Annotated in this window: 16 protein-coding genes; 4 read left to right on the top strand and 12 right to left on the bottom strand. The window is 60.8% G+C overall.

Features of this window, described 5'->3' with window-relative positions:
• Positions 1-46: 46 nt before the first annotated feature.
• The 4 genes from AA098_RS22085 to AA098_RS22070 form a co-directional block, all read right to left on the bottom strand.
• Positions 47-781 carry an amino acid ABC transporter ATP-binding protein gene (locus tag AA098_RS22085; protein WP_003254971.1) on the bottom strand — a complete coding sequence of 245 codons (735 nt, stop codon included), beginning with the start codon at positions 779-781 and terminating at the stop codon, positions 47-49.
• A complete protein-coding gene (locus AA098_RS22080) occupies positions 778-1,449 on the bottom strand; it encodes an amino acid ABC transporter permease (RefSeq protein ID WP_003254970.1) in 672 nt (223 codons plus the stop codon). Before AA098_RS22080 ends, AA098_RS22085 begins: the two co-directional genes overlap by 4 nt.
• Positions 1,450-2,196, bottom strand: coding sequence for an amino acid ABC transporter permease (locus AA098_RS22075; RefSeq protein WP_003254968.1), 747 nt, complete (start codon positions 2,194-2,196; stop codon positions 1,450-1,452). It abuts the gene before it with no gap.
• A 145-nt stretch (positions 2,197-2,341) separates the two neighbouring features.
• On the bottom strand, positions 2,342-3,259 hold the full coding sequence (locus AA098_RS22070; protein ID WP_003254967.1) for a glutamate/aspartate ABC transporter substrate-binding protein: 918 nt from the start codon (positions 3,257-3,259) through the stop codon (positions 2,342-2,344).
• A 332-nt stretch (positions 3,260-3,591) separates the two neighbouring features.
• On the opposite strand from AA098_RS22070, the gene AA098_RS22065 reads away from it, so the two are divergent.
• Complete coding sequence (locus AA098_RS22065; RefSeq protein ID WP_060546184.1) at positions 3,592-7,914, top strand: NEL-type E3 ubiquitin ligase domain-containing protein; 4,323 nt, start codon at positions 3,592-3,594, stop codon at positions 7,912-7,914.
• A 27-nt stretch (positions 7,915-7,941) separates the two neighbouring features.
• On the opposite strand, the gene glpD is transcribed toward AA098_RS22065, so the two are convergent.
• From glpD to AA098_RS22045, 4 genes are all read right to left on the bottom strand, one after another.
• Positions 7,942-9,480 (bottom strand): glycerol-3-phosphate dehydrogenase, encoded by a 1,539-nt coding sequence (glpD, locus tag AA098_RS22060; protein WP_003254964.1) that lies wholly within the window; start codon positions 9,478-9,480, stop codon positions 7,942-7,944.
• 296 nt (positions 9,481-9,776) lie between these two features.
• Complete coding sequence (gene glpR / locus AA098_RS22055; protein ID WP_003254962.1) at positions 9,777-10,532, bottom strand: DNA-binding transcriptional repressor GlpR; 756 nt, start codon at positions 10,530-10,532, stop codon at positions 9,777-9,779.
• 101 nt (positions 10,533-10,633) lie between these two features.
• Positions 10,634-12,133 (bottom strand): glycerol kinase GlpK, encoded by a 1,500-nt coding sequence (glpK, locus tag AA098_RS22050; RefSeq protein WP_004575666.1) that lies wholly within the window; start codon positions 12,131-12,133, stop codon positions 10,634-10,636.
• Between the two features lie 51 nt (positions 12,134-12,184).
• On the bottom strand, positions 12,185-13,036 hold the full coding sequence (locus AA098_RS22045) for an MIP/aquaporin family protein (protein ID WP_003254959.1): 852 nt from the start codon (positions 13,034-13,036) through the stop codon (positions 12,185-12,187).
• Positions 13,037-13,338: 302 nt separating this feature from the next.
• Between AA098_RS22045 and ybaK the strand changes: the two genes are divergently transcribed.
• Positions 13,339-13,809: a Cys-tRNA(Pro) deacylase gene (gene ybaK / locus AA098_RS22040; RefSeq protein ID WP_064615002.1), complete on the top strand. Its 471-nt coding sequence runs from the start codon at positions 13,339-13,341 to the stop codon at positions 13,807-13,809.
• A gap of 37 nt (positions 13,810-13,846) precedes the next feature.
• On the opposite strand, the gene AA098_RS22035 is transcribed toward ybaK, so the two are convergent.
• Complete coding sequence (locus AA098_RS22035; RefSeq protein WP_003254955.1) at positions 13,847-14,956, bottom strand: ABC transporter ATP-binding protein; 1,110 nt, start codon at positions 14,954-14,956, stop codon at positions 13,847-13,849.
• On the bottom strand, positions 14,953-15,873 hold the full coding sequence (argF, locus tag AA098_RS22030) for an ornithine carbamoyltransferase (protein WP_003254953.1): 921 nt from the start codon (positions 15,871-15,873) through the stop codon (positions 14,953-14,955). Before argF ends, AA098_RS22035 begins: the two co-directional genes overlap by 4 nt.
• Before the next feature lie 373 nt (positions 15,874-16,246).
• Between argF and AA098_RS22025 the strand changes: the two genes are divergently transcribed.
• Both AA098_RS22025 and grxD read left to right on the top strand, forming a co-directional pair.
• Positions 16,247-18,355 (top strand): molybdopterin-dependent oxidoreductase, encoded by a 2,109-nt coding sequence (locus AA098_RS22025; RefSeq protein ID WP_004575665.1) that lies wholly within the window; start codon positions 16,247-16,249, stop codon positions 18,353-18,355.
• A 91-nt stretch (positions 18,356-18,446) separates the two neighbouring features.
• The gene (gene grxD / locus AA098_RS22020) at positions 18,447-18,782 is read left to right on the top strand and encodes a Grx4 family monothiol glutaredoxin (protein ID WP_003254949.1); all 336 of its coding nucleotides are present in this window, start codon (positions 18,447-18,449) and stop codon (positions 18,780-18,782) included.
• A gap of 57 nt (positions 18,783-18,839) precedes the next feature.
• Here grxD and bfr read toward each other — a convergent pair whose 3' ends face one another.
• Together bfr and AA098_RS22010 are read right to left on the bottom strand one after the other, a co-directional pair.
• Entirely contained in the window at positions 18,840-19,313 is a 474-nt protein-coding gene (gene bfr / locus AA098_RS22015) for a bacterioferritin (RefSeq protein WP_003254948.1), read from the bottom strand.
• 199 nt (positions 19,314-19,512) lie between these two features.
• Positions 19,513-19,731, bottom strand: coding sequence for a bacterioferritin-associated ferredoxin (locus AA098_RS22010; RefSeq protein ID WP_003254947.1), 219 nt, complete (start codon positions 19,729-19,731; stop codon positions 19,513-19,515).
• Between the last annotated feature and the right edge of the window lie 128 nt (positions 19,732-19,859).

Here is a 19,859-nt window from a genome sequence, read left to right as displayed (position 1 = left end):
GCTTCCGCTGCCTGGTGGGGCCGTGGCAGCGGAAGCTGTGGCCGGGTCAGTGCTGCAGGATCTTGCTGAGGAAGTGCTGGGTGCGCTGGTCGCGGGCGCTCTGGTCACCGAAGAACGCTTCCTTGGTGCAGTCTTCGATGATGCTGCCCTTGTCCATGAAAATGACCCGGTTGGCGACTTTGCGGGCAAAGCCCATCTCGTGGGTTACGCACATCATGGTCATGCCTTCTTGGGCCAGTTGAACCATCACGTCCAGTACCTCGCTGACCATTTCGGGGTCCAGTGCCGAGGTGGGTTCGTCGAACAGCATGACGATCGGGTCCATCGCCAGGGCGCGGGCGATGGCCACGCGCTGCTGCTGGCCACCGGAGAGCTGGCCGGGGTGTTTCTTGGCATGGGCACTGAGGCCTACACGCTCGAGCAGCGCCAGGCCCTTCTTGGTGGCTTCCGCCTCGCTGCGGCCCAGCACCTTGCGCTGGGCAATGGTCAGGTTCTCGGTGATGGTCAGGTGCGGGAACAGCTCGAAGTGCTGGAACACCATGCCTACTCGCGAGCGCAGCTTGGGCAGGTTGGTCTTCGGGTCGGCAATCGAAGTGCCATCGACCACGATGTCGCCCTTCTGGAACGGCTCCAGCGCGTTGACGCACTTGATCAGGGTGGACTTGCCCGAGCCCGACGGGCCACAAACCACCACTACCTCACCTTTCTTGACCTCGGTGCTGCAGTCGGTCAGTACCTGGAAGTCGCCGTACCACTTGTTGACGTTCTTGATGGAAATCATACGGTGATCCTTTTTTGCAGGCGCTTGACCAGCCACGAAGCGGAGAAGCTGATGAGGAAGTAGACGACGCCGGCGAAGATCAGGAACTCATGGGAGCGCCCGATGATGTCGCCGTTGGAGCGTGCCGAGTTGAGGAAGTCGACCAGGCCCACGGTGTATACCAGCGAGGTGTCCTGGAACAGGATGATGCTCTGCTGCAGCAGCAGCGGGGTCATCTTGCGGAAGGCCTGGGGCAGGATGATCAGGCGCATGGTCTGCGCGTAGTTCATGCCCAGCGCTTGCGCGGCGCCCATCTGGCCCTTGGAGATCGACTGCACACCGGCGCGGACGATTTCGCAGAAATACGCGGCCTCGAACATCATGAAGGCGACCACGCAGGAGGTGAAGGCACCCACCGGGGTATCTTCGCCGGTGATCCAGCGCAGCACGAACGGGACCGCCAGGTAGAACCAGGTGATCACCAGCAGCAGCGGGATCGAGCGGAAGTAGTTGACGTAGGCGCCGGCCACGTTCGACAGCAGTTTGCTCGACGACAGGCGCATCAGGGCCAGGATGGTGCCCAGCACGATACCGCCGATGACGCCCATGACCATCAGTTTGAGGGTCATGACCATGCCCTCCCAGAGGGCAGGCAGGGCAGGGATGATTTCGCTGAAATCCATTTCCATTTACTTGCCCCCCACGGAAATCAGGCCAGGCACGGCGACTTTCTTCTCGATCATGCGCATGAGCAACATCAGGCCCATGTTCAGGGTGAAGTAGATCAACGTGGCCAGGGTGAACGCCTCGAACAGGTTGGCGGAAAACTCTGCGGTCTGTTTGGTCTGCGCCAGCAGCTCCATCAGGCCGATCAGCGACGCCACCGAGGAGTTCTTGAACACGTTGAGGAACTCGGAGGTGAGCGGCGGAATGATGATCCGGTAGGCCTGCGGCAGCAGCACATTGTTGTAGATCTGCGGGAGGCTGAAGCCCATGGCGCGGGCGGCAGCTTCCTGGCCTTTGGGCAGCGCCTGAATACCGGTACGCACTTGCTCACAGACGCGTGCGGCGGTGAACAGGCCCAGGCAGACGACCACGCTGATCAGCGCCGAAGTGGTCGGGTTGAGGTCCTGCTTGAACCATTCCTGCAAGCCTTCTGGCAGAAGGTCCGGTACCAGGAAGTACCAGATGAACAGTTGCACCAGCAGTGGCACGTTGCGGAACAGTTCCACGTAGGCGGTGGCGATACCCGATACCAGGCGGTTCGGTACGGTGCGCATGACACCGAGGACTGACCCCAGCAGCAGCGCGATGATCCAGGCGGTGATGGCGATGGCGATGGTCCAGCCCAGGCCGGTGATGTACCAGTCCAGATAGGTTTCGCTGCCCACGCCGGTGGACTTGAAGAACACGCCCCAGTCCCAGTTGTAATTCATCGGGATTTCCCCTCAGACGGTTGTTTCACGGGCACCTTCGAGCATCCGGGGGCGCAAGGCGCCCTCGGATGAAAGGTTAGACACTAATGAGTGGCCTGCAGAATTGATTCGTGCTTGTGAGCACCAGGCCACTATTTGCTGAGGATCAGGACTTCTTCTCGTCCGCAGCCTTGTCGGTCGGCTCGGCGATCAGTTTTTTCAGCTCTTCGCTCATCTGGAAGTTGAGGTTCAGGCCTTTAGGCGGGATCGGCTGCATGAACCACTTGTCGTAGCTCTTGTTGACTTCGCCCGACTTGAAGTAGGCCACGATGGCGTCGTCGACCGCTTTCTTGAACGCAGCGTCTTCCTTGCGCACCATGCAGCCGTAGATTTCGTACGACTGTGGCGTACCGGTGATGACCCAGTCGGATGGCTTGCGCGCCTTGGCCATTTCACCGGCGAGCAGGGCGTCGTCCATCATGAAGGCCACGGCGCGGCCGCTTTCGAGCATGTTGAAGGCTTCACCGTGGTCCTTGGCGGAAATCACGTTCATCTTCATCTGCTTGTCGGCGTTCATCGCCTTGAGGATGCGCTCGGAGGTGGTACCAGCGGTGGTCACCACGTTCTTGCCGGCCAGGTCCGGGAAGTCTTTGTATGCAGGCTGACCGTCCTTGACCTTGGTCAACAGGCGGGTACCGACTTCGAAGATGCCGACCGAGAAGCCGACTTGCTGCTGGCGCTCGACGTTGTTGGTGGTGGAGCCGCACTCCAGGTCGACGGTGCCGTTCTGCACCAGCGGAATACGGGTTTGCGAGGTGACCAGGTTGTAACGGACCTTGATGTCCGTGCCCAGTTGCTTTTTCAGCGCGTCGACGACGGCCAGCTGGATGTCATGCGAGTAACCGACGGGCTCGGGTTTGCCGGCCAGGTAGGAAAATGGAATGGAGGAGTCGCGGTGCCCCAGTGTGATGGTGCCCGATTCCTTGATCTTCTTCAGGGTGCCGGTGAGCTCCTCGGCCATGGCCGGCGAAGCGATGACTGCAGCCGCGATGGCTGCGCCCAGCAATTGACGAACGATACGCATCAAATTTTCCTCGACGTGTTTGTTTTTTTTATGGAGCCGTTGGCGGACTCTTCGTTCAACGAATACAGCAAGAAGCGGGTGCATTCGGCTACCAAGTGTAGAGCATGACTCGTGCCAAGCCTTGCTGTCGACCTTAAACCGCTTGTATTGCTCGCGCTTGACAGTCTCGACATCTCTCCGGGGTTCGCCAGGCCGAATAAATAGCGCTTGCTCGTTCGGTTATCCGAACGCATGGGTCGCCGCACATCCAGATATCGCGTGTGGTAACTATGCAGTGCGCGGCAAGGGCGCAGACGTAGTGTGCTCTGCTCTTTGCCTGGAGAGCTCCACAGATGTCACCGCACCGGCCCCCGAACGATTCCATCGATAGCCTGATTGCCCAAAACTTGCCTGGATGGCTAGTCGACCACGCGCAACCGGAAAGGCTCGATGCGTTACGAAACGCCCTGCGGCGGCAGGCGAACTGCAATGCGCGGCTTGGCCCGATCCTCCAGGCCATCCCTTCTTTGCAGGCCTACGCAGCAGCGTTGCTCAAAACGAAACTGCGCAAGAGCGGCTTCAGCAACCCGGACGTGACGGGCTGGAGGGTAAGGGTCTCGCAGCGGCTGTTGCTGCCCAGCGCTTCGCCTGCGCTGCTGCGGCCCACCTATGTTCGTCGTTCCAGGCGGTCATTGCTGGAGGCGGCGCTGCATAACTATCATCGCAGGGAGACACGCCCCGGGCTCACGCTCAAAGGTGAACTGGTCGATGGCAACGGTAACCGCCTGCCGATGAGCTTCCACGCGTTTGCCTCCGCATGTCGCGAGGTTGACGCAGGGGGCAAGTACCAGGCGTTGCTCACCCACCATCTACAGCCTGAAGATGGCCCGGAGGATGAACCGGGCCAGGCCGTTTCCCGCTTGCACGGGCTGTTCGAAGCGAGTTTCAAGGCCCATTTCGAGGTGGCGATGCGGGTCGCTGCGTTGAAACAGGACATTGACGAGCGCACGTATTTTTTTCTGTTGCCGCTTATTGCCGAAAAGCCGGTGGTGCCTGCGCTGGTTGGCACTGTGGTTCCCCGACAGTTGTACCTGCTGGGCCGCCCGGTTCAAGGCGTGCTGACGCTGGAAGTGCGTCCGTCAGCTGAGGGCGCAGTGGAGTCGGTGGTGCTCTGGGTACCCGATGACCCTCATCAGCCCGTCTCCCGTCATGCCAGCTGGGATGCACTCGACAAGTACCTCGGTAAGCGCTTCCGTGCGCCGGCCTATCGGCGCTTTTTCGCGCGCTTCATTAACGAGCGTCAGCGCATCAATTTCTATCGGGTATTAAACGAACGGGTCGCGCAGGCATCGGCAGCCGGGGTGGAACTCGACGCCCGTTCTGCACCGATCACTGACGCACCGTTCGTACACCTGCGCCGGCAACACCTTGCCAAGATCAGGGATGACGCCAAGGTGCTCGCCGTGCCCACCGATGTCGAAGATGACGAAGACCGCGAAGCGCGCATGCAGGGCTACAAAGAGCTGGGTATGAACTTGCTGAATGTGGCGGGGGCCTTCGTGCCTGTGCTTGGCGAAGTGCTGCTGGTGGCAAATGCGGTTCAGATTGCTGACGAAGTGTATGAAGGGTATGAAGATTGGCGCATGGGTGATCGCGAAGGGGCGTTGAACCACCTGTTCAACGTTGCCGAGAATGTCGTGCTCGGCGGGATGATCGCAGCCGGCAGCCAAGTGGCCGTGCGTGCCCTTGAGCGTCTGGCCTTCGTGGATGACTTGGCACCGGTGTGCACCTCCGCAGGCAAGGTCAGGCTCATGGCCACGGATCTGCCCGGTTACGATGCCCAACCGTTGCGGGGTGTCGGCGCACAGGAATGGTTGTGGCACCTCGATGAGGGGCGTTATCGGGTGATGGAGGATCCGCAGGATGGTCGCTCCAGGATCCTGCACCCTGGTCGCCCCAGGGCCTACCGGCCAGTGATCGAGCAGAATGGCGCCGGCGGCTGGCGCCATGAACTGGAAGCTCCCCAATACTGGGAAGGGCGGGCCAATCTGGTACGCCGTTTGAGTACGCCCCTGGCAGAGCTACCGGAACCGACATGCGACTACCTGCTCCAGGTGACAGGGCTGAGTGAAGCGCAGATTCGCCGTTTGCACGTTGAGCACATGGGCGCACCTGCACGGTTGCTCGATGCCCTGGAGCTTTATCAGGCACATGAGTTACACCCGGACTTCAGCGCGCCGCGACTGGCGCAGTACGTTGCTGATCGGCAAGTGCAGCCCAATGGCATCGAGCGGATATTGCGGCGCACTTTCCCCGGCCTGTCGGCTCGCTGTACCCGTGAGCTGCTTCAGCAATGCAGCGGTGCGCAGCTCGATACACTCAGCACCGCGCAGCGGATCCCTTTGGCAGTGGCCGAGCGTGCACGATGGTCGCTGCGCGAAAGCCGTCTGGACAGGGCCTGTGCCGGTTTGCGCCTGCCGCGTTGCGTCAATCCGGACACCGAACGCCTGGCTTTGGGCTTGCTCGAGCGTCAGCTGAAATGGCCGGACACCCTGCGCATCGAACTGCGCGAAGGTAGCCCGAGTGGCCGGTATCTGGCCGGTATCGGCGCAGAGTCTGCGCAGGATGTACGGTGTATCGTGCGCCGCGGCGACGGCTACCGCTACGCCGGTCAAGGCACATCCGGCCCCTACCTGGCGGCACTGTTGGCTGCGCTGGATGAGACGCAGACAGCCGATCTCGGCGATGCCGCTGTCAGTCCAGGCGCCCTGGGCTCGTTGTTGATCGAGGCCGCTGCCGGGGATCGCACCCAAGCGGCTGAGCTCTGTGGCATGCCCCGCCTGGGCGTTGGCCTTCGACCCCCGACCCGTTTTGGAGATGGGCGTATCGGGTATGCCTTGAGTGGGCGAGGCGAGAGCAGTCGGCGTGCCATAGGGCGTGGTATTCACCAAGTGTTTCCGACGATGACAGACGGGGAGCTACAAGCCTATCTGCTTGACCTCATGGAGCGGCGAGTAGGGTTGTGGGAGCACTACAGCCAGCTGACGGGGCAGTTGGCGCGCCTGCGTCAGAGCCTGCGCCAGTGGCGCAGGGATGCCAGTAACCCACTGGACGCGCTGCGCCGCCGTCGGGTCGCTACTGCCGTACGGCGAAGCTGGCGGCGCAAGATAACCGACGAGGCCGGGGACTACGCGCTGATCATCAGGGGAGAGCGTATCGGGAGTCTGCCCGAATTACCGGAGGGGGTGAGCTTTGATCATGTGCGACGGCTGATCCTCAGTGACCTGGGCCTTGGTGAAATCAATGCGGACTTTCTTCGACGCTTTCCCAACCTGATTGAGCTCGACCTGTCCGGCAATCGCCTGACTGCGATCCCTCACGGCATTGAACATATGCCCCGCCTGCGGCAGCTAAACCTGCGCCGCAACAGCGTGATAATGGATGAGGCCGGTGAATTGCGTCTTGCCGGGATGAGTGCGCTGCGGTACCTGGACCTCAGCCACAACCCGTTGGGAAGGGCGCCGGTACTGACGCGCCTGGGCAATTTGCGTGAAGTCAACTTGCGCTCTGCCGGCCTGGAGGCGTTGCCTGAGCAGATTTCATTTCGTGCCCATGTGGACGTGCGTAACAACAACATTCGCACACTGCGCCGAGAGTTGCAGCAGCTGCGCCTGCAGGTGCACCAGTTGTCCTTGCACGATAACCCACTTGGCGAAGCTGACGCATTGCTGCTCGATGAGGCACGAGGTGTGGCCCCGGGCCAGTGGGGGTCAGCGTCCGCACGCCATCGCGCCATTGACAGTGACCTGTTCAATACCTGGGCCAACAGCACAGCCGACGCTGAACGTGATCGCCAGCAGACCATATGGACAGCGCTGCTTGAGGAACCGCATTCAGATGGAATGTTCCGCTTTCTGGCAGACTTCGTCCACGGCGAGGACTTTGAACAGCACCCTGGGCATTACCGCAGCCGAATCTGGCGGATTCTGGAAACGTGTGAGCAGCACGAGCAGTTGCGTCATCAATTGTTTCTTGAGGCATCTGGCCGGCGCAGTTGTGAGGACCGCCTGCTGCTGTTGCTGGAGCAGATGGAAATTGGGGTTTTGGTACTGCGCGCCGTCGAAGATGCTCATGGCAGCCGGATGGAAGCTCGTTTGCTGAGCCTTGCGCGTGGTTTGTTTCGCCTGGACGAGGTCGACCGCCACGCGACGTTGCACGTGCAACGCATGCATGCCGAGCACGCCCCACATATCGATGAAATCGAGACAAGGCTTTTTTACCGACAGCGGCTTGCGCGTCCGCTGGGCTTGCCGATCGAGCTCGACGAAATGCACTACCCAAGTTTTGCAAACGTAACCACCAGCGACCTGCTGCGGGTCCAGGACGCGGTTCTGCAAAATGAGTCGACGGATGCCCTGATTGCCTCGTTGGCACAGCGGCCTTTCTGGGAGCAATACGCGCGCGAGTTTCATGCGCAGCGATTTGAAGACCTGGTACAGCCACTGCACCAGCGGATGGAGGCCCTGCAGGCTCAGGTAGATGAGCAAGTGATCAGCGAAAACGAGTTTCTGCAACGCTGTGAAGCACTGAAGGCTGATTTCGATCGCAGCGAGCGGGCATTGCTGGCGCGGTTGGCGCGTGAAGCCTACGAGCGCTGGGCGAATACGCCCCCTTGACGGATCAAGAGGGCTTCACCGTCGGTATCAGGCTGCGCGGCTATTCGCGCGCACCTTGCGGGCTTGCTGCAGATACGCCTCCAGGGCCATCTGCTCCTGTGCGGTCAGCGACAGGCCCAGCTTGGTGCGACGCCAGATAATGTCAGCGGTTTGCTCTGCCCATTCCTCTTCCAGCAGGTAGTCCACCTCGCGGGTGAACAGCCCGGCCCCGATAGCCTGCCCGAGGTCTTCGGGGCCGTGAACGCCATCGAGCAGTCGCCACACACGGCTGCCATAGGTGAGCACCCAGCGTTTGGCCAGGTCTACAGGCAACCAGCCGCAACGTGCCAGTACGGCATCGATCAGCGCCTGTACCGTTGTCATGCCCTCTGCGCCCGGCAGTGGCGCACTGGCGGTCCAGGGGCCGCGCATCTGGGTGAAGAAGGGCTTGAGTTCAGCCATGGCCGATTCGGCCAGCTTGCGGTAGGTGGTGAGCTTGCCACCGAACACCGACAGCAGCGGTGCCTGGCCAGCTTCTGCCGAAAGGGCGAGTGTGTAGTCCCGGGTCACCGCCGAAGGGTTGTCCGACTCGTCGTTGCACAGCGGCCGAACGCCGGAGTAGGTATGCAGGATGTCGGCTTGGCTCAGTTGGTGGTTGAAGTGCTCGTTGACGACCTTCAACAGGTAATGTGTTTCCTGCTCGGTAATGGCGACCGCGGCCGGGTCGCCGCTGTATTCCCGGTCAGTGGTGCCGATCAGGGTAAAGCGGTCCAGGTACGGGATGCAGAAGACGATGCGCTGGTCTTCATTCTGCAGAATGTAGGCATGTTCACCTTCATACAGGCGCGGCACGATAATGTGGCTGCCCTGGATCAGGCGGATGCCGTAAGGCGCATCGAGCTTGAGGTCGTCCTTGATGAAGCTGGCCACCCACGGGCCGGCAGCGTTGACCAGCGCGCGGGTATGGATCGTCTGGAGGCTGCCGTCGGCGTGCTGCAGCTCTACCTGCCACAAGCCCTCTACACGTTCGGCGCGCAAGCAGCGGGTGCGGGTGTGGATGTGTGCGCCCAGCTCACGGGCCGCCATGGCGTTGAGTACTACCAGGCGGGCGTCATCGACAGCGCAGTCGGCGTATTCGAAGCCGCGGGTGATTGCCGGCTTCAGCGGGTAGCCCGGGCCGAAGCGCAGGCTACGCGAGGCGCCCAGGCGCTTGCGCTTGCCCAGGTGGTCGTAGAGGAACAGGCCGGCGCGGATCATCCATGCAGGGCGCAGGTGCGGGCGGTGCGGAAGCACGAAGCGCATAGGTTTGACGATGTGCGGGGCCTTGGCCAGCAGCACTTCGCGTTCAGCCAAGGCCTCGCGTACGAGGCGAAACTCGTAGTGCTCCAGGTAGCGCAGGCCACCGTGAATCAGTTTGCTGCTGGCTGACGACGTGTGTTGGGCCAGGTCGTCTTTTTCGCAAAGGAAGACCTTCAAGCCGCGACCAGCGGCGTCGGCAGCGATGCCCACGCCATTGATGCCACCGCCGATCACGACAAGGTCATAGCAGTCGGCTGTTGGGGGCTGGGACGAAACTGGCTGGGACACGGGCAAGGCCTCCTGGGGCTGTTCACATCGAATATGAACATTGATGTTCGTTTGCGAAAATATTAGCGCAACAGAAAGCCGGTCGCCAGTCAGTCTCTATAGAAAAAACTGATCAAATGACAACGAAGTGAACATTTCCGAAAATTTAGGGGGTGGCTTTGGTTATGGGGGGGGCGCTGTCTCAGGCATAACTGGCCCGAAACCGATGCAGGCGCGAGCCACGCTCGCGATGCGCCGCGCGGGCCGCACTTGATCTCACGGCCGCCACACATCTGGCGGCATGCACCCACCAGCCCTCAAACCACCTCAAGCCTGATCTTGTTCTGGTTCAACAATTGGGTCAGGGTTGGGGTTGGTGTCTGGTCGGTCACCAGGCAGTCGACCAGGTCGATCGAGCCCAGACGCACCATGGCATTGCGCCCGAACTTGCTGGAATCGGCCGCGAGGATCACTTGCCGGGCATTGGCGATGATGGCTTGCGACACCCGCACTTCCTGATAGTCGAAATCGAGCAGGCTGCCATCCTCGTCGATACCGCTGATGCCCACCAGGGCGAAGTCGACCTTGAACTGGTTAATGAAATCGACACTGGCCTGGCCGACTACACCACCATCACGGCGTACCGTGCCACCCGCCACCAGCACTTCGAAATCGTCCTTGGCGGCCAGGATCGCCGCCACGTGCAAGTTGTTGGTGATGACTTTCAGGTGGTTGTGGTTGAGCAGCGCCCGTGCGATCGATTCGGTGGTGGTGCCGATGTTGATGAACAGCGACGCATGGTCGGGAATCTGCCGGGCTACGGCGTCGGCAATGCGCTGCTTTTCGTCGCGCATCTGGTCGGCACGCATGGCGTAGGCGGTGTTCTCGATGCTCGAATCGTAAGCCGCGCCGCCGTGATAACGACGCAGCAGGTTGAGCTCGGCAAGCTGGTTGATGTCGCGTCGGATGGTCTGGGGAGTGACAACGAACAGCTGCGCCATTTCCTCGATACTGACATAGCCGCGTTCGCGTACCAGTTCGAGGATTTGTTGTTGGCGAGGGGGCAGATTCATGGGCGGTCCTTTGGGGCTGCCGGACAAATTCTGCAATGATGCCGTAGGAAGGGGATGACGGCCAGTGGACGATTGGGGCCGCATGGCGGCCCCAACAGCTATCATGCCTCGTGATCTTCCCAATCACGGGTACGCTCGACCGCCTTCTTCCAGCCGGCATACAGCTTTTCTTTCTGCGTTTCGTCCAACTGCGGGCTGAACTCACGCTCGATGATCGCCTTGTCGCGCAGCTCGTCCAGGCCACTCCAGAAGCCACAGGCCAGGCCTGCCAGATAGGCGGCGCCCAGCGCCGTGGTTTCGCGCATCTGCGGCCGCTCGACGCAGGTGCCGAGGATGTCGGCCTGGAACTGCATGAGGAAGTTGTTGGCCACTGCACCACCGTCCACGCGCAGCTCGGACAAGCGCTGGCCACAGTCCTGCTGCATGGCGTCGAGGACATCGCGGGTCTGGTAGGCGATGGACTCCAGTGCGGCGCGAATGATGTGGTCCACCTTTACACCACGTGTCAGGCCGAACAATGCACCGCGGGCATACGGGTCCCAATACGGGGCACCCAGGCCGGTAAAGGCGGGCACCAGGTACACGCCGTTGCTGTCCTTGACCTTGCTGGCGAAATACTCGGTATCCAGGGCGTCGTTGACGATCTTCAGTTCGTCACGCAACCATTGCACGGTAGAGCCACCATTGAATACCGCACCTTCCAGTGCATAGGCCACCTCACCACGCGGGCCGCAGGCAATGGTCGTGAGCAGGCCGTGGGACGACTTCACCGCCTGGTCGCCCGTGTTCATCAACAGGAAGCAGCCGGTGCCGTAGGTATTCTTGGCTTGACCCGGCTCAACGCACATCTGGCCGAACAGTGCCGACTGCTGGTCGCCGGCGATACCGGCAATGGCAATGCCGCTCTTGGTGTGGCCGTACACTTCCGAAGATGGGCGCACCTCAGGCAGCATTTGCCGCGGGATGCCCAGGATTTGCAGCAGCTTGTCGTCCCACTGCAGGCTGTGGATGTTGAACATCAGCGTGCGGGAGGCGTTGGTGTAGTCGGTGACGTGAACCTTGCCACCCGTAAACTTCCAGATCAGCCAGGTGTCGATGGTGCCGAACAGCAGTTCGCCACGCTCGGCGCGTTCACGGGCGCCGTCGACATTGTCGAGGATCCACTTCAGCTTGGTGCCGGAGAAATACGGGTCGGTAACCAGGCCGGTGGTTTCACGAATGTAGCCTTCGTGGCCGTCACGCTTGAGCTGGGCACAAATCTCGGTGCTGCGGCGGCACTGCCAGACAATGGCGTTGTACACCGGGCGTCCGGTTTCCTTGTCCCACACCACCGTGGTTTCGCGTTGGTTGGTGATGCCCAGCGCAGCGACCTGGGCGTGGCTGATACCCGCCTGGGCAAGGGCCTCGACCATGGTGGCGCTTTGTGTGGCGAAAATCTCCATCGGGTCATGCTCGACCCAGCCCGCCTGCGGGTAATGCTGTGCGAACTCGCGCTGGGAGGTACCTACAACATTGGCGTCACGGTCGAAAATGATCGCCCGTGAGCTGGTGGTACCCTGGTCCAGGGCGATGATGTAGTTCTTATCCTGGGTGTCTGTCATGGTCGTAGGCCTTGCAAGAATAGGGGGTCAGGGCTGTGCGTGATGGCGGCATCAATTGGCTTGAGTATCGCCCTGGCGAATGTCATTTGTCTCAGGGGTCGCGGCAGGCGCCATTGGCAGGTTGCGTGCAATCAGGCCGCGATAGCTCGCTGCACCCAAGCAGGCGCCAAGGATCGGTGCAAATACCGGAACCAGGAAATAGGGAATATCCCGCCCGCCAGTGAAGGCGATTTCGCCCCAACCGGCCAGGAAGGTCATGAGTTTTGGCCCGAAATCGCGGGCCGGGTTCATCGCAAAGCCAGTCAATGGGCCCATGGCGCTGCCAATCACTGCAATCAGCAGGCCGATCAGCAGCGGGGCCATGGCGCCGCGCGGCAGGCCGTTGTTGTCGTCGGTCAGGGCCATGATCACGGCCATCAGAATGGCAGTGATCACCACTTCGACCAGAAACGCCTGGCTGGTGGACAGCGACGGGTGCGGGTAGGTGGAGAACACCGAGGCCAGCTCCAGGCTGCCTTCGCTACCGCGCAGCATGGCGTGGGCTTGTTCGAAATCGAAGAACAGATTGCTGTATAGCGTGTAGACCAGTGCTGCGCCACAGAATGCGCCGCATACCTGGGCCAGCATGTAGAAGGGCAGCTTGCGCTTGTCGAACCCTGCGAACAGTGTGAGGGCGATACTCACGGCTGGGTTCAGGTGCGCACCGGAAATACCGGCGGTGAGGTAGATGGCCATGCTGACGCCCACGCCCCAGATGATACTGATTTCCCAAAGCCCGAAGCTGGCGCCGGCCACCTTGAGCGCGGCGACGCAGCCGGTACCGAAGAAGATGAGCAGGGCGGTGCCGAGAAACTCGGCCAGGCATTGGCTGGACAGTGTGGGTTGGCGCAGAGCAGTCGTCATGTATGACCTCGTTTTTTTTGTTGTGAGGCGCGTGGCGCTCGACAGCAAAACCCGGTGTCTATCCCCATTGACCCCGGGTGATGTAGGAAATGCACCTTATAAGTGCACCGCTTATTCAGAAACGAAAAAATATAGACAAGAAACGCTGATGTCAAAGGTCGAAAGTGAACGGTCAGTCACGATATGGTCGCTAGAATCAGCTGCTGATCCCTGTACTAGACGCGCGCGATTGCGGTGCGGTGGCTGGGATGTGGGAATTGTCCTAAAGTAGCCGCCGAGTCGTCCCTGACTGGAGCCCTTGCATGACCCCCGCCCTAGACTTGTTGAAGAAGCACCGTGCCGAGCATCGTGTGCACAGTTATGAACATGACCCGAAGTCGGCGTCGTATGGCCTGGAGGCGGCAGAAAAGCTCGGGCTAGACCCGCAACAGGTGTTCAAGACGTTGCTGGCAAGCAGCGAGAAAGGGGAATTGCTGGTAGCGGTTGTGCCTGTGGTGGGTACCCTGGACCTCAAGGCCCTGGCCCATGCTGCCGGGGTAAAAAAGTGCGAGATGTCCGACCCGGCAGCGGCGCAGCGGGCGACCGGTTACCTGGTGGGCGGCATCAGCCCGCTGGGGCAGAAGAAGCGCCTGCGGACCTTTATTGATGACTCCGCGCAGAATTTTGCAACTATCCATGTCAGCGCCGGCAGGCGTGGCCTGGAAGTGGAGCTGGCAGCGGCGGTGCTGGCGGAGTATACGCAGGGCACGTTTGCCGGGATTGGTCGAGGCTGAGAACAGGGGGCCGCCAAGCGGCCCCCTGGCGCTGAAGTCAAGTCGCCGAACTGTATCGACGCACGCCATTCTCCTGGCGTGGCAACTGTGCTGCAACGCTACCCGGTACCGGGAATAGCACCAGGTGATCGGCCTTCACTGCAATCTCCACATTCTCACCGACCTCGTGGTCGTTATGGCTAGGGAAGATCGCTTCGAGCTGGCTGCCGGTGGGTAACTGCAGGCGGTAGAGCGTGGATGCCCCAAGGAAACTCTTGCCCACGATGTTTGCCAGGAGCGCGCTGCCAGGTGCATGCACGATATCATCCGGGCGCAGCAGTACATCCACCGAACTGCCCGGCGCCATGATGTAGGCGCGGTTACCGCGCAGCTCACCCACTTCGGTATTGACTGCCTCGTGGCTGCTCATTTGCCCACGGATGAAGTATCCCTGGCCGATGAAACTCGCCACGAATGGCGTCTGCGGTTCGTGGTAAAGGTTATAGGGCGTATCCCACTGTTCCAGGCGGCCTTCCTTGAAGACGCCAACCTGGTCGCTGACGGCAAAGGCTTCTTCCTGGTCATGGGTGACCAGAATGGCGCTGGTACCGCGGCTTTTGAGAATATCGCGAACCTCATGGCTCAGGCGCCGGCGCAGCTCCACGTCGAGGTTGGAGAATGGCTCGTCAAGCAGCAACAGTTGCGGCTCGGGCGCCAGCGCCCGGGCCAGGGCGACACGTTGCTGCTGGCCGCCAGACAGCTCATGCGGGTAACGCCCGCCCAGCCCGCCGAGTTTGACCAGCTCCAGCATCTCTTCGATGACGGCGGCCTGGCGTGGGTGTTTGGCGATACCAAAGGCAATGTTCTGCGCCACGGTCAGGTGCGGGAATAGCGCGTAGTCCTGAAATACCATGCCGATGCGGCGCTTTTCCGGAGCCAGGGTGAAGCCAGCCCGGGAAATGACCTCACCGGCCAGGTGGATTTCACCTTCGTGCACCGGCTCGAAACCGGCGATGGCACGCAGGGTGGTGGTCTTGCCACAACCGGATGAACCCAGCAGGCAACCGATGTCGCCTGCGTTCAGGTGCAGGTTGAGGTTCTGGACGATGCGCTGGTCGCCATAGCCGCAGGCGAGGTTGCGCAGGTTGAGCAGTAGGGGTTGACTCATGCGTGGTGGTAAGCCGGTTCTACAAGGAATTCGAGAAGCGCCTTCTGTGCATGCAGGCGGTTTTCAGCCTCGTCCCAGGCGACCGAACGTGGGTCGTCGAGCAGGTCCTGGCTGATTTCCTCGCCACGGTGGGCGGGCAGGCAGTGCATGAAGAGGACATCGGGTGCAGCCAGGTCGAGCAGTTCGCGGGTGACCTGGTAAGGCGCGAAATGCGCCAGGCGCCGTGCAGTTTCCTCCTCCTGACCCATGGAAGTCCAGACATCGGTGACCACCAGGTGTGCATCACGCACAGCTTCCCTGGCATCCCGGATGATCTGCACGCGGTCACCGCCCAGTGCCATGAAGCGTTGATCCGGCTCATAGCCTTCGGGGCAGGCGATGCGCAGCTGGAAATCGAACTGCCTGGCGGCTTCGATATAGGAGTTGCACATGTTGAAGCCATCGCCGATCCAGGTCACGGTCTTGCCCTGAATCGAGCCGCGGTGTTCAACGAAGGTCTGCATGTCGGCCAGCAGTTGGCACGGGTGCGATTCGTCGGACAGGCCGTTGATCACGGGCACACGCGACTTGGCGGCGAACTCGGTCAGGGTGCTGTGGGCGTGGGTCCGGATCATCACCACATCAACCATGCTCGACAGCACGATGGCGCTGTCACCAATCGGCTCGCCGCGGCCCAGCTGGGTGTCGCGGGGCGACAGGAAGATGGCCTGGCCGCCGAGCTGGATCATGCCGGCCTCGAACGACACGCGGGTACGGGTCGAGGACTTTTCGAAGATCATGCCCAGCACACGGTTCTTCAGCGGTTCGAACAGCACGCCTCGCTTGCGCAGGTCCTTCAGCTCGATGCCGCGGCGGATCACCCCGAGCAATTCGTCGGTGGTGAAGTCCAGCAGGGAGAGAAAGTGCCTAGCGCTCATGAGTGACTACCTTATCTGCAACGGTATGCAGGTCGACCGTATGGTTTTTTTGACAACGGGGGTGACCTGCGGCGTAAGCCGCACGGGGCGGACGAAATAGGGAAAGGCGCAATACTATAAGTAAATGTCGCCTGAAGCCAAGAGGGGAAAAGCGGGGTGATCGCAAAGGGTATTGCAAAGGGTGTCTTTACCCGTTGGCCCGTGCTGTTCTTTATTTGCTACAGACGGTTGTACACGGCTTGCTGGCAATTTGGCAAATGGCTGTCGTAAATCGTGCGCCTGATGTCGGTGGATTCACGCGGCGAAGCGCACTGGCCGCGGGGCGGGGGCGGGCGCATAGTCACTGTTCGACAACAACAAGGCAGAGGCGGCCATGACCAAGACCCTGCATCACCGTGCCTGTCACCTGTGCGAAGCGATCTGCGGGCTCAACATCGAAGTCAGCCATGAGGAAGACGGGCGGGCCCTGATCAGCTCGATCAAGGGCGACCCCATGGACCCGTTCAGCCGTGGCCATGTCTGCCCCAAGGCCGTGGCGTTGCAGGACATTCAGAACGACCCGGATCGCCTGCGCCAGCCCCACAAGCGGGTCGGCGAGCATTGGCAGGCCATTGGCTGGGATGAGGCTTTCGCACTGGCAGCCGAAAAATTGTGGGCGGTCCAGCAAGCCCATGGGCGCAATGCCGTGGCGGTCTACCAAGGCAACCCGAGCGTGCACAATTACGGCTTGATGACCCACAGCAACTACTTTCTGGGCCTGCTCAAGACCCGTAACCGTTTCTCAGCCACTTCAGTGGACCAGTTGCCCCAACACCTGGTCAGCCACTTGATGTATGGGCATGGGCTGCTGCTGCCGATTCCGGACATCGACCACACGGGGTTCATGCTGATTCTTGGCGGCAACCCGCTGGCCTCCAATGGCAGCATCATGACTGTTCCGGACGTGGAGAAGCGCCTGAAGGCCCTGCGGGCGCGTGGTGGGCGCCTGGTGGTGGTTGACCCGCGGCGTAGCGAAACGGCGGCAATGGCTGACAGCCATTTGTTCATACGCCCCGGTGGTGATGCAGCCCTGTTGTGCGGCTTGCTCAACACATTGTTCGAAGAGGGCCTGGCACGGGTCTCGCACTTGCCGGTCAACGGCCTGCAGCAGGTGCGCGAGGCCATTGCGCCGTTCAGTGCCGAGGCCGTGAGCGCCCAATGTGGTATTGCTGCAGCGGATATTCGCCAGCTGGCACGCGACTTCGCCGCTGCCGGGCAGGCCGTGTGCTACGGCCGCATGGGCGTCTCGACCCAAGCATTCGGTACCCTTTGCCACTGGCTGGTGCAACTTGTGAACCTGGTGACCGGCAACCTCGACCGCACAGGCGGCGCGTTGTGCACGGAGCCTGCCGTCGACCTGGTGGCAACCACCTCGGGCGGCCATTTCAACGCCTGGCAGAGCCGTGTGTCGGGTTTGCCCGAGTACGGCGGCGAGCTGCCGGTGGCTGCCCTGGCCGAGGAAATGCAAACACCGGGCGAAGGGCAGGTGCGGGCCCTGGTGACCGTTGCCGGTAACCCTGTGTTGTCCACGCCTAACGGCCGCCAGCTGGATACGGCGCTGGAGGGTTTGGAGTTCATGCTCAGTATCGATCTCTACATCAACGAAACCACCCGCCATGCCGACTTGATCCTGCCCTCCACCTCAGCGCTGGAGAACGACCATTACGACAGCACCTTCAACTTGCTGGCAGTGCGCAATGTCACGCGCTTCAACCGGGCGATCCTGGCCAAGCCGGAGGGGGCACTGCATGACTGGGAGATCTTTGTCGGCCTGGCCCAGGCGTTTGCCCAGCGTGCCGAGTTGGCGTTGAAGCCGACCTGGTCGCCTGCGCAGATGATTGATCAAGCCCTGCGCAAAGGGCGCTATGGTGAAGCAACGCCTTGGCAGCTCTCCCTGGCAACACTGGACGATCACCCGCACGGGCTTGACCTGGGGCCGTTACGCAGCAACCTCGCTGGGCGCTTGGCGACCGCCAGCAAGGCTGTCGAAGCAGCCCCTCAGGTCTTGCTGGACGACTTGCACCGCCTGGCGCGAATGACGCCCCCAGTGCCGGGCGAGCTGCTGCTGATCGGGCGCCGCCATGTGCGCAGCAACAACTCGTGGATGCACAACTTCCATCGCCTGGTAAAAGGCAAGCCACGGCATCAGTTGTTGATGCACCCGCAAGATTTGCAGCAGCGGCAACTGCAGGATGGCCAGCGCGTGCGCATCCGTTCGCGTACTGGCTCACTGGAGGTCGAGGTGCAGGCCTGCGAGGACATGATGCCCGGTGTGGTCAGCTTGCCCCATGGTTATGGTCATGGTCGTCAGGGCGTGCACCTGCAGATCGCCCAGGCGCAACCCGGCGTGAGTGCCAATGACCTGACCGATGAGCGCTTTCGGGACCAGGTTTCCGGAAACGCTGCGCTCAATGGCGTACCCGTGCAGGTCGAGGCCGCTTGAGGAACGGCAAGGCCGAGCACGGCGCTCGGCTTTCCGATACAATGCGACACCGTGCCGACGACTGTGTCGGATAGTTCAGCCGAGGTGCTACATGGATATCATCGAAACGATCAAAGAGCAGATTGCCAACAACACCATTCTGCTTTACATGAAAGGCTCGCCGAATGCCCCGCAGTGCGGCTTCTCTGCGCGTGCATCGCAGGCCGTGATGGGTTGTGGCGAAAAGTTCGCCTACGTCGACATCCTGCAGAACCCGGAAATTCGCGCCAACCTGCCAAAATACGCCAACTGGCCGACCTTCCCGCAACTGTGGGTAGCCGGTGAGCTGGTTGGCGGCAGCGACATCATGCTGGAAATGTTCGAGAAGGGTGAGCTGCAAACCCTGATCAAGGAAGCGGCTGCCAAGGCCAAGGCTTCTGAAGCCTGATCTTCCGGCAAGCATAAAAGAACCCGCGATCAGCGGGTTTTTTTATGGGGCGAATAGTTACTCTTCGCCCATCTGCGACTGCAGGTAGTTCTCGATACCGATCTTGTCGATCAGCCCCAGTTGGGTTTCCAGCCAGTCGATGTGTTCTTCCTCGGACTCGAGGATATCTTCGAGCACGTCACGCGAGCCGAAGTCGCCAGCGGTTTCACAATGGGCGATGGCGGCCTTCAGGTCGACCAGGCCTTGCTGTTCAATCTTCAGGTCACACTCGAGCATTTCCTTGGTGTGCTCGCCGATCAGCAGTTTGCCCAGGTCCTGAACGTTAGGAATACCTTCGAGGAACAAAATACGCTTGATCAGTTTGTCAGCGTGCTTCATTTCATCGATGGATTCTTTGTACTCGTGCTTGCCGAGTTTGTTCAGCCCCCAATCTTCGTACATGCGTGCGTGCAGGAAGTACTGGTTGATCGCGACCAGCTCGTTTCCGAGGATCTTGTTGAGATGCTGGATGACGCTTACGTCGCCTTTCATGTCGGGTTCCTGCCCTGTAGAAGTGTGTCAATCCACTGAAGTTTGAGCCCGATACTTAGGTGTGTCAAACCTAAGTTCTTGAATACTAAGTGAAAATTAATAGGAATAAGAATGTTTGTGAACCGCGTTGCAACGCTAACTTGTTGAATTGCGGGCATAAAAAAACCGGACACCAGGTCCGGTTCTTGAAATTCTGCGTTCAGGCAGCGGTAAATTCGACGGGGTAGGGCAAGGCCGCCTGGCTGACCTGAAGCTCGGTCAGGGTCTCGCGGACCACCTGCTTGGCCACGCAGGCGCATTTCCCACACTGGCTGGCGACATTGGTGGCGGCTCGCACTTCCTTGTAACTGCAGCATCCTTCATAGATCGCATCGCGGATCTGTCCGTCGGTAACGCCGACACAAAGACACACATACATAAGGGCTGACCATCGCTGGTTGGGTCGATGGGGTGGAGCTTAATGTTAATGAGAATGCTTGTCAAAGATCTTTCTGAGGGTGCTGTGCTTGAGCGACCGGTGGTCGCTTTGTCGACGGAGTCGGCCTG

This window comes from Pseudomonas sp. JY-Q (assembly GCF_001655295.1).
Lineage (GTDB): Bacteria > Pseudomonadota > Gammaproteobacteria > Pseudomonadales > Pseudomonadaceae > Aquipseudomonas > Aquipseudomonas alloputida.
Note: the sequence above shows the minus strand (reverse complement) of the source record. Positions and strands in the feature narration are given on the sequence as shown.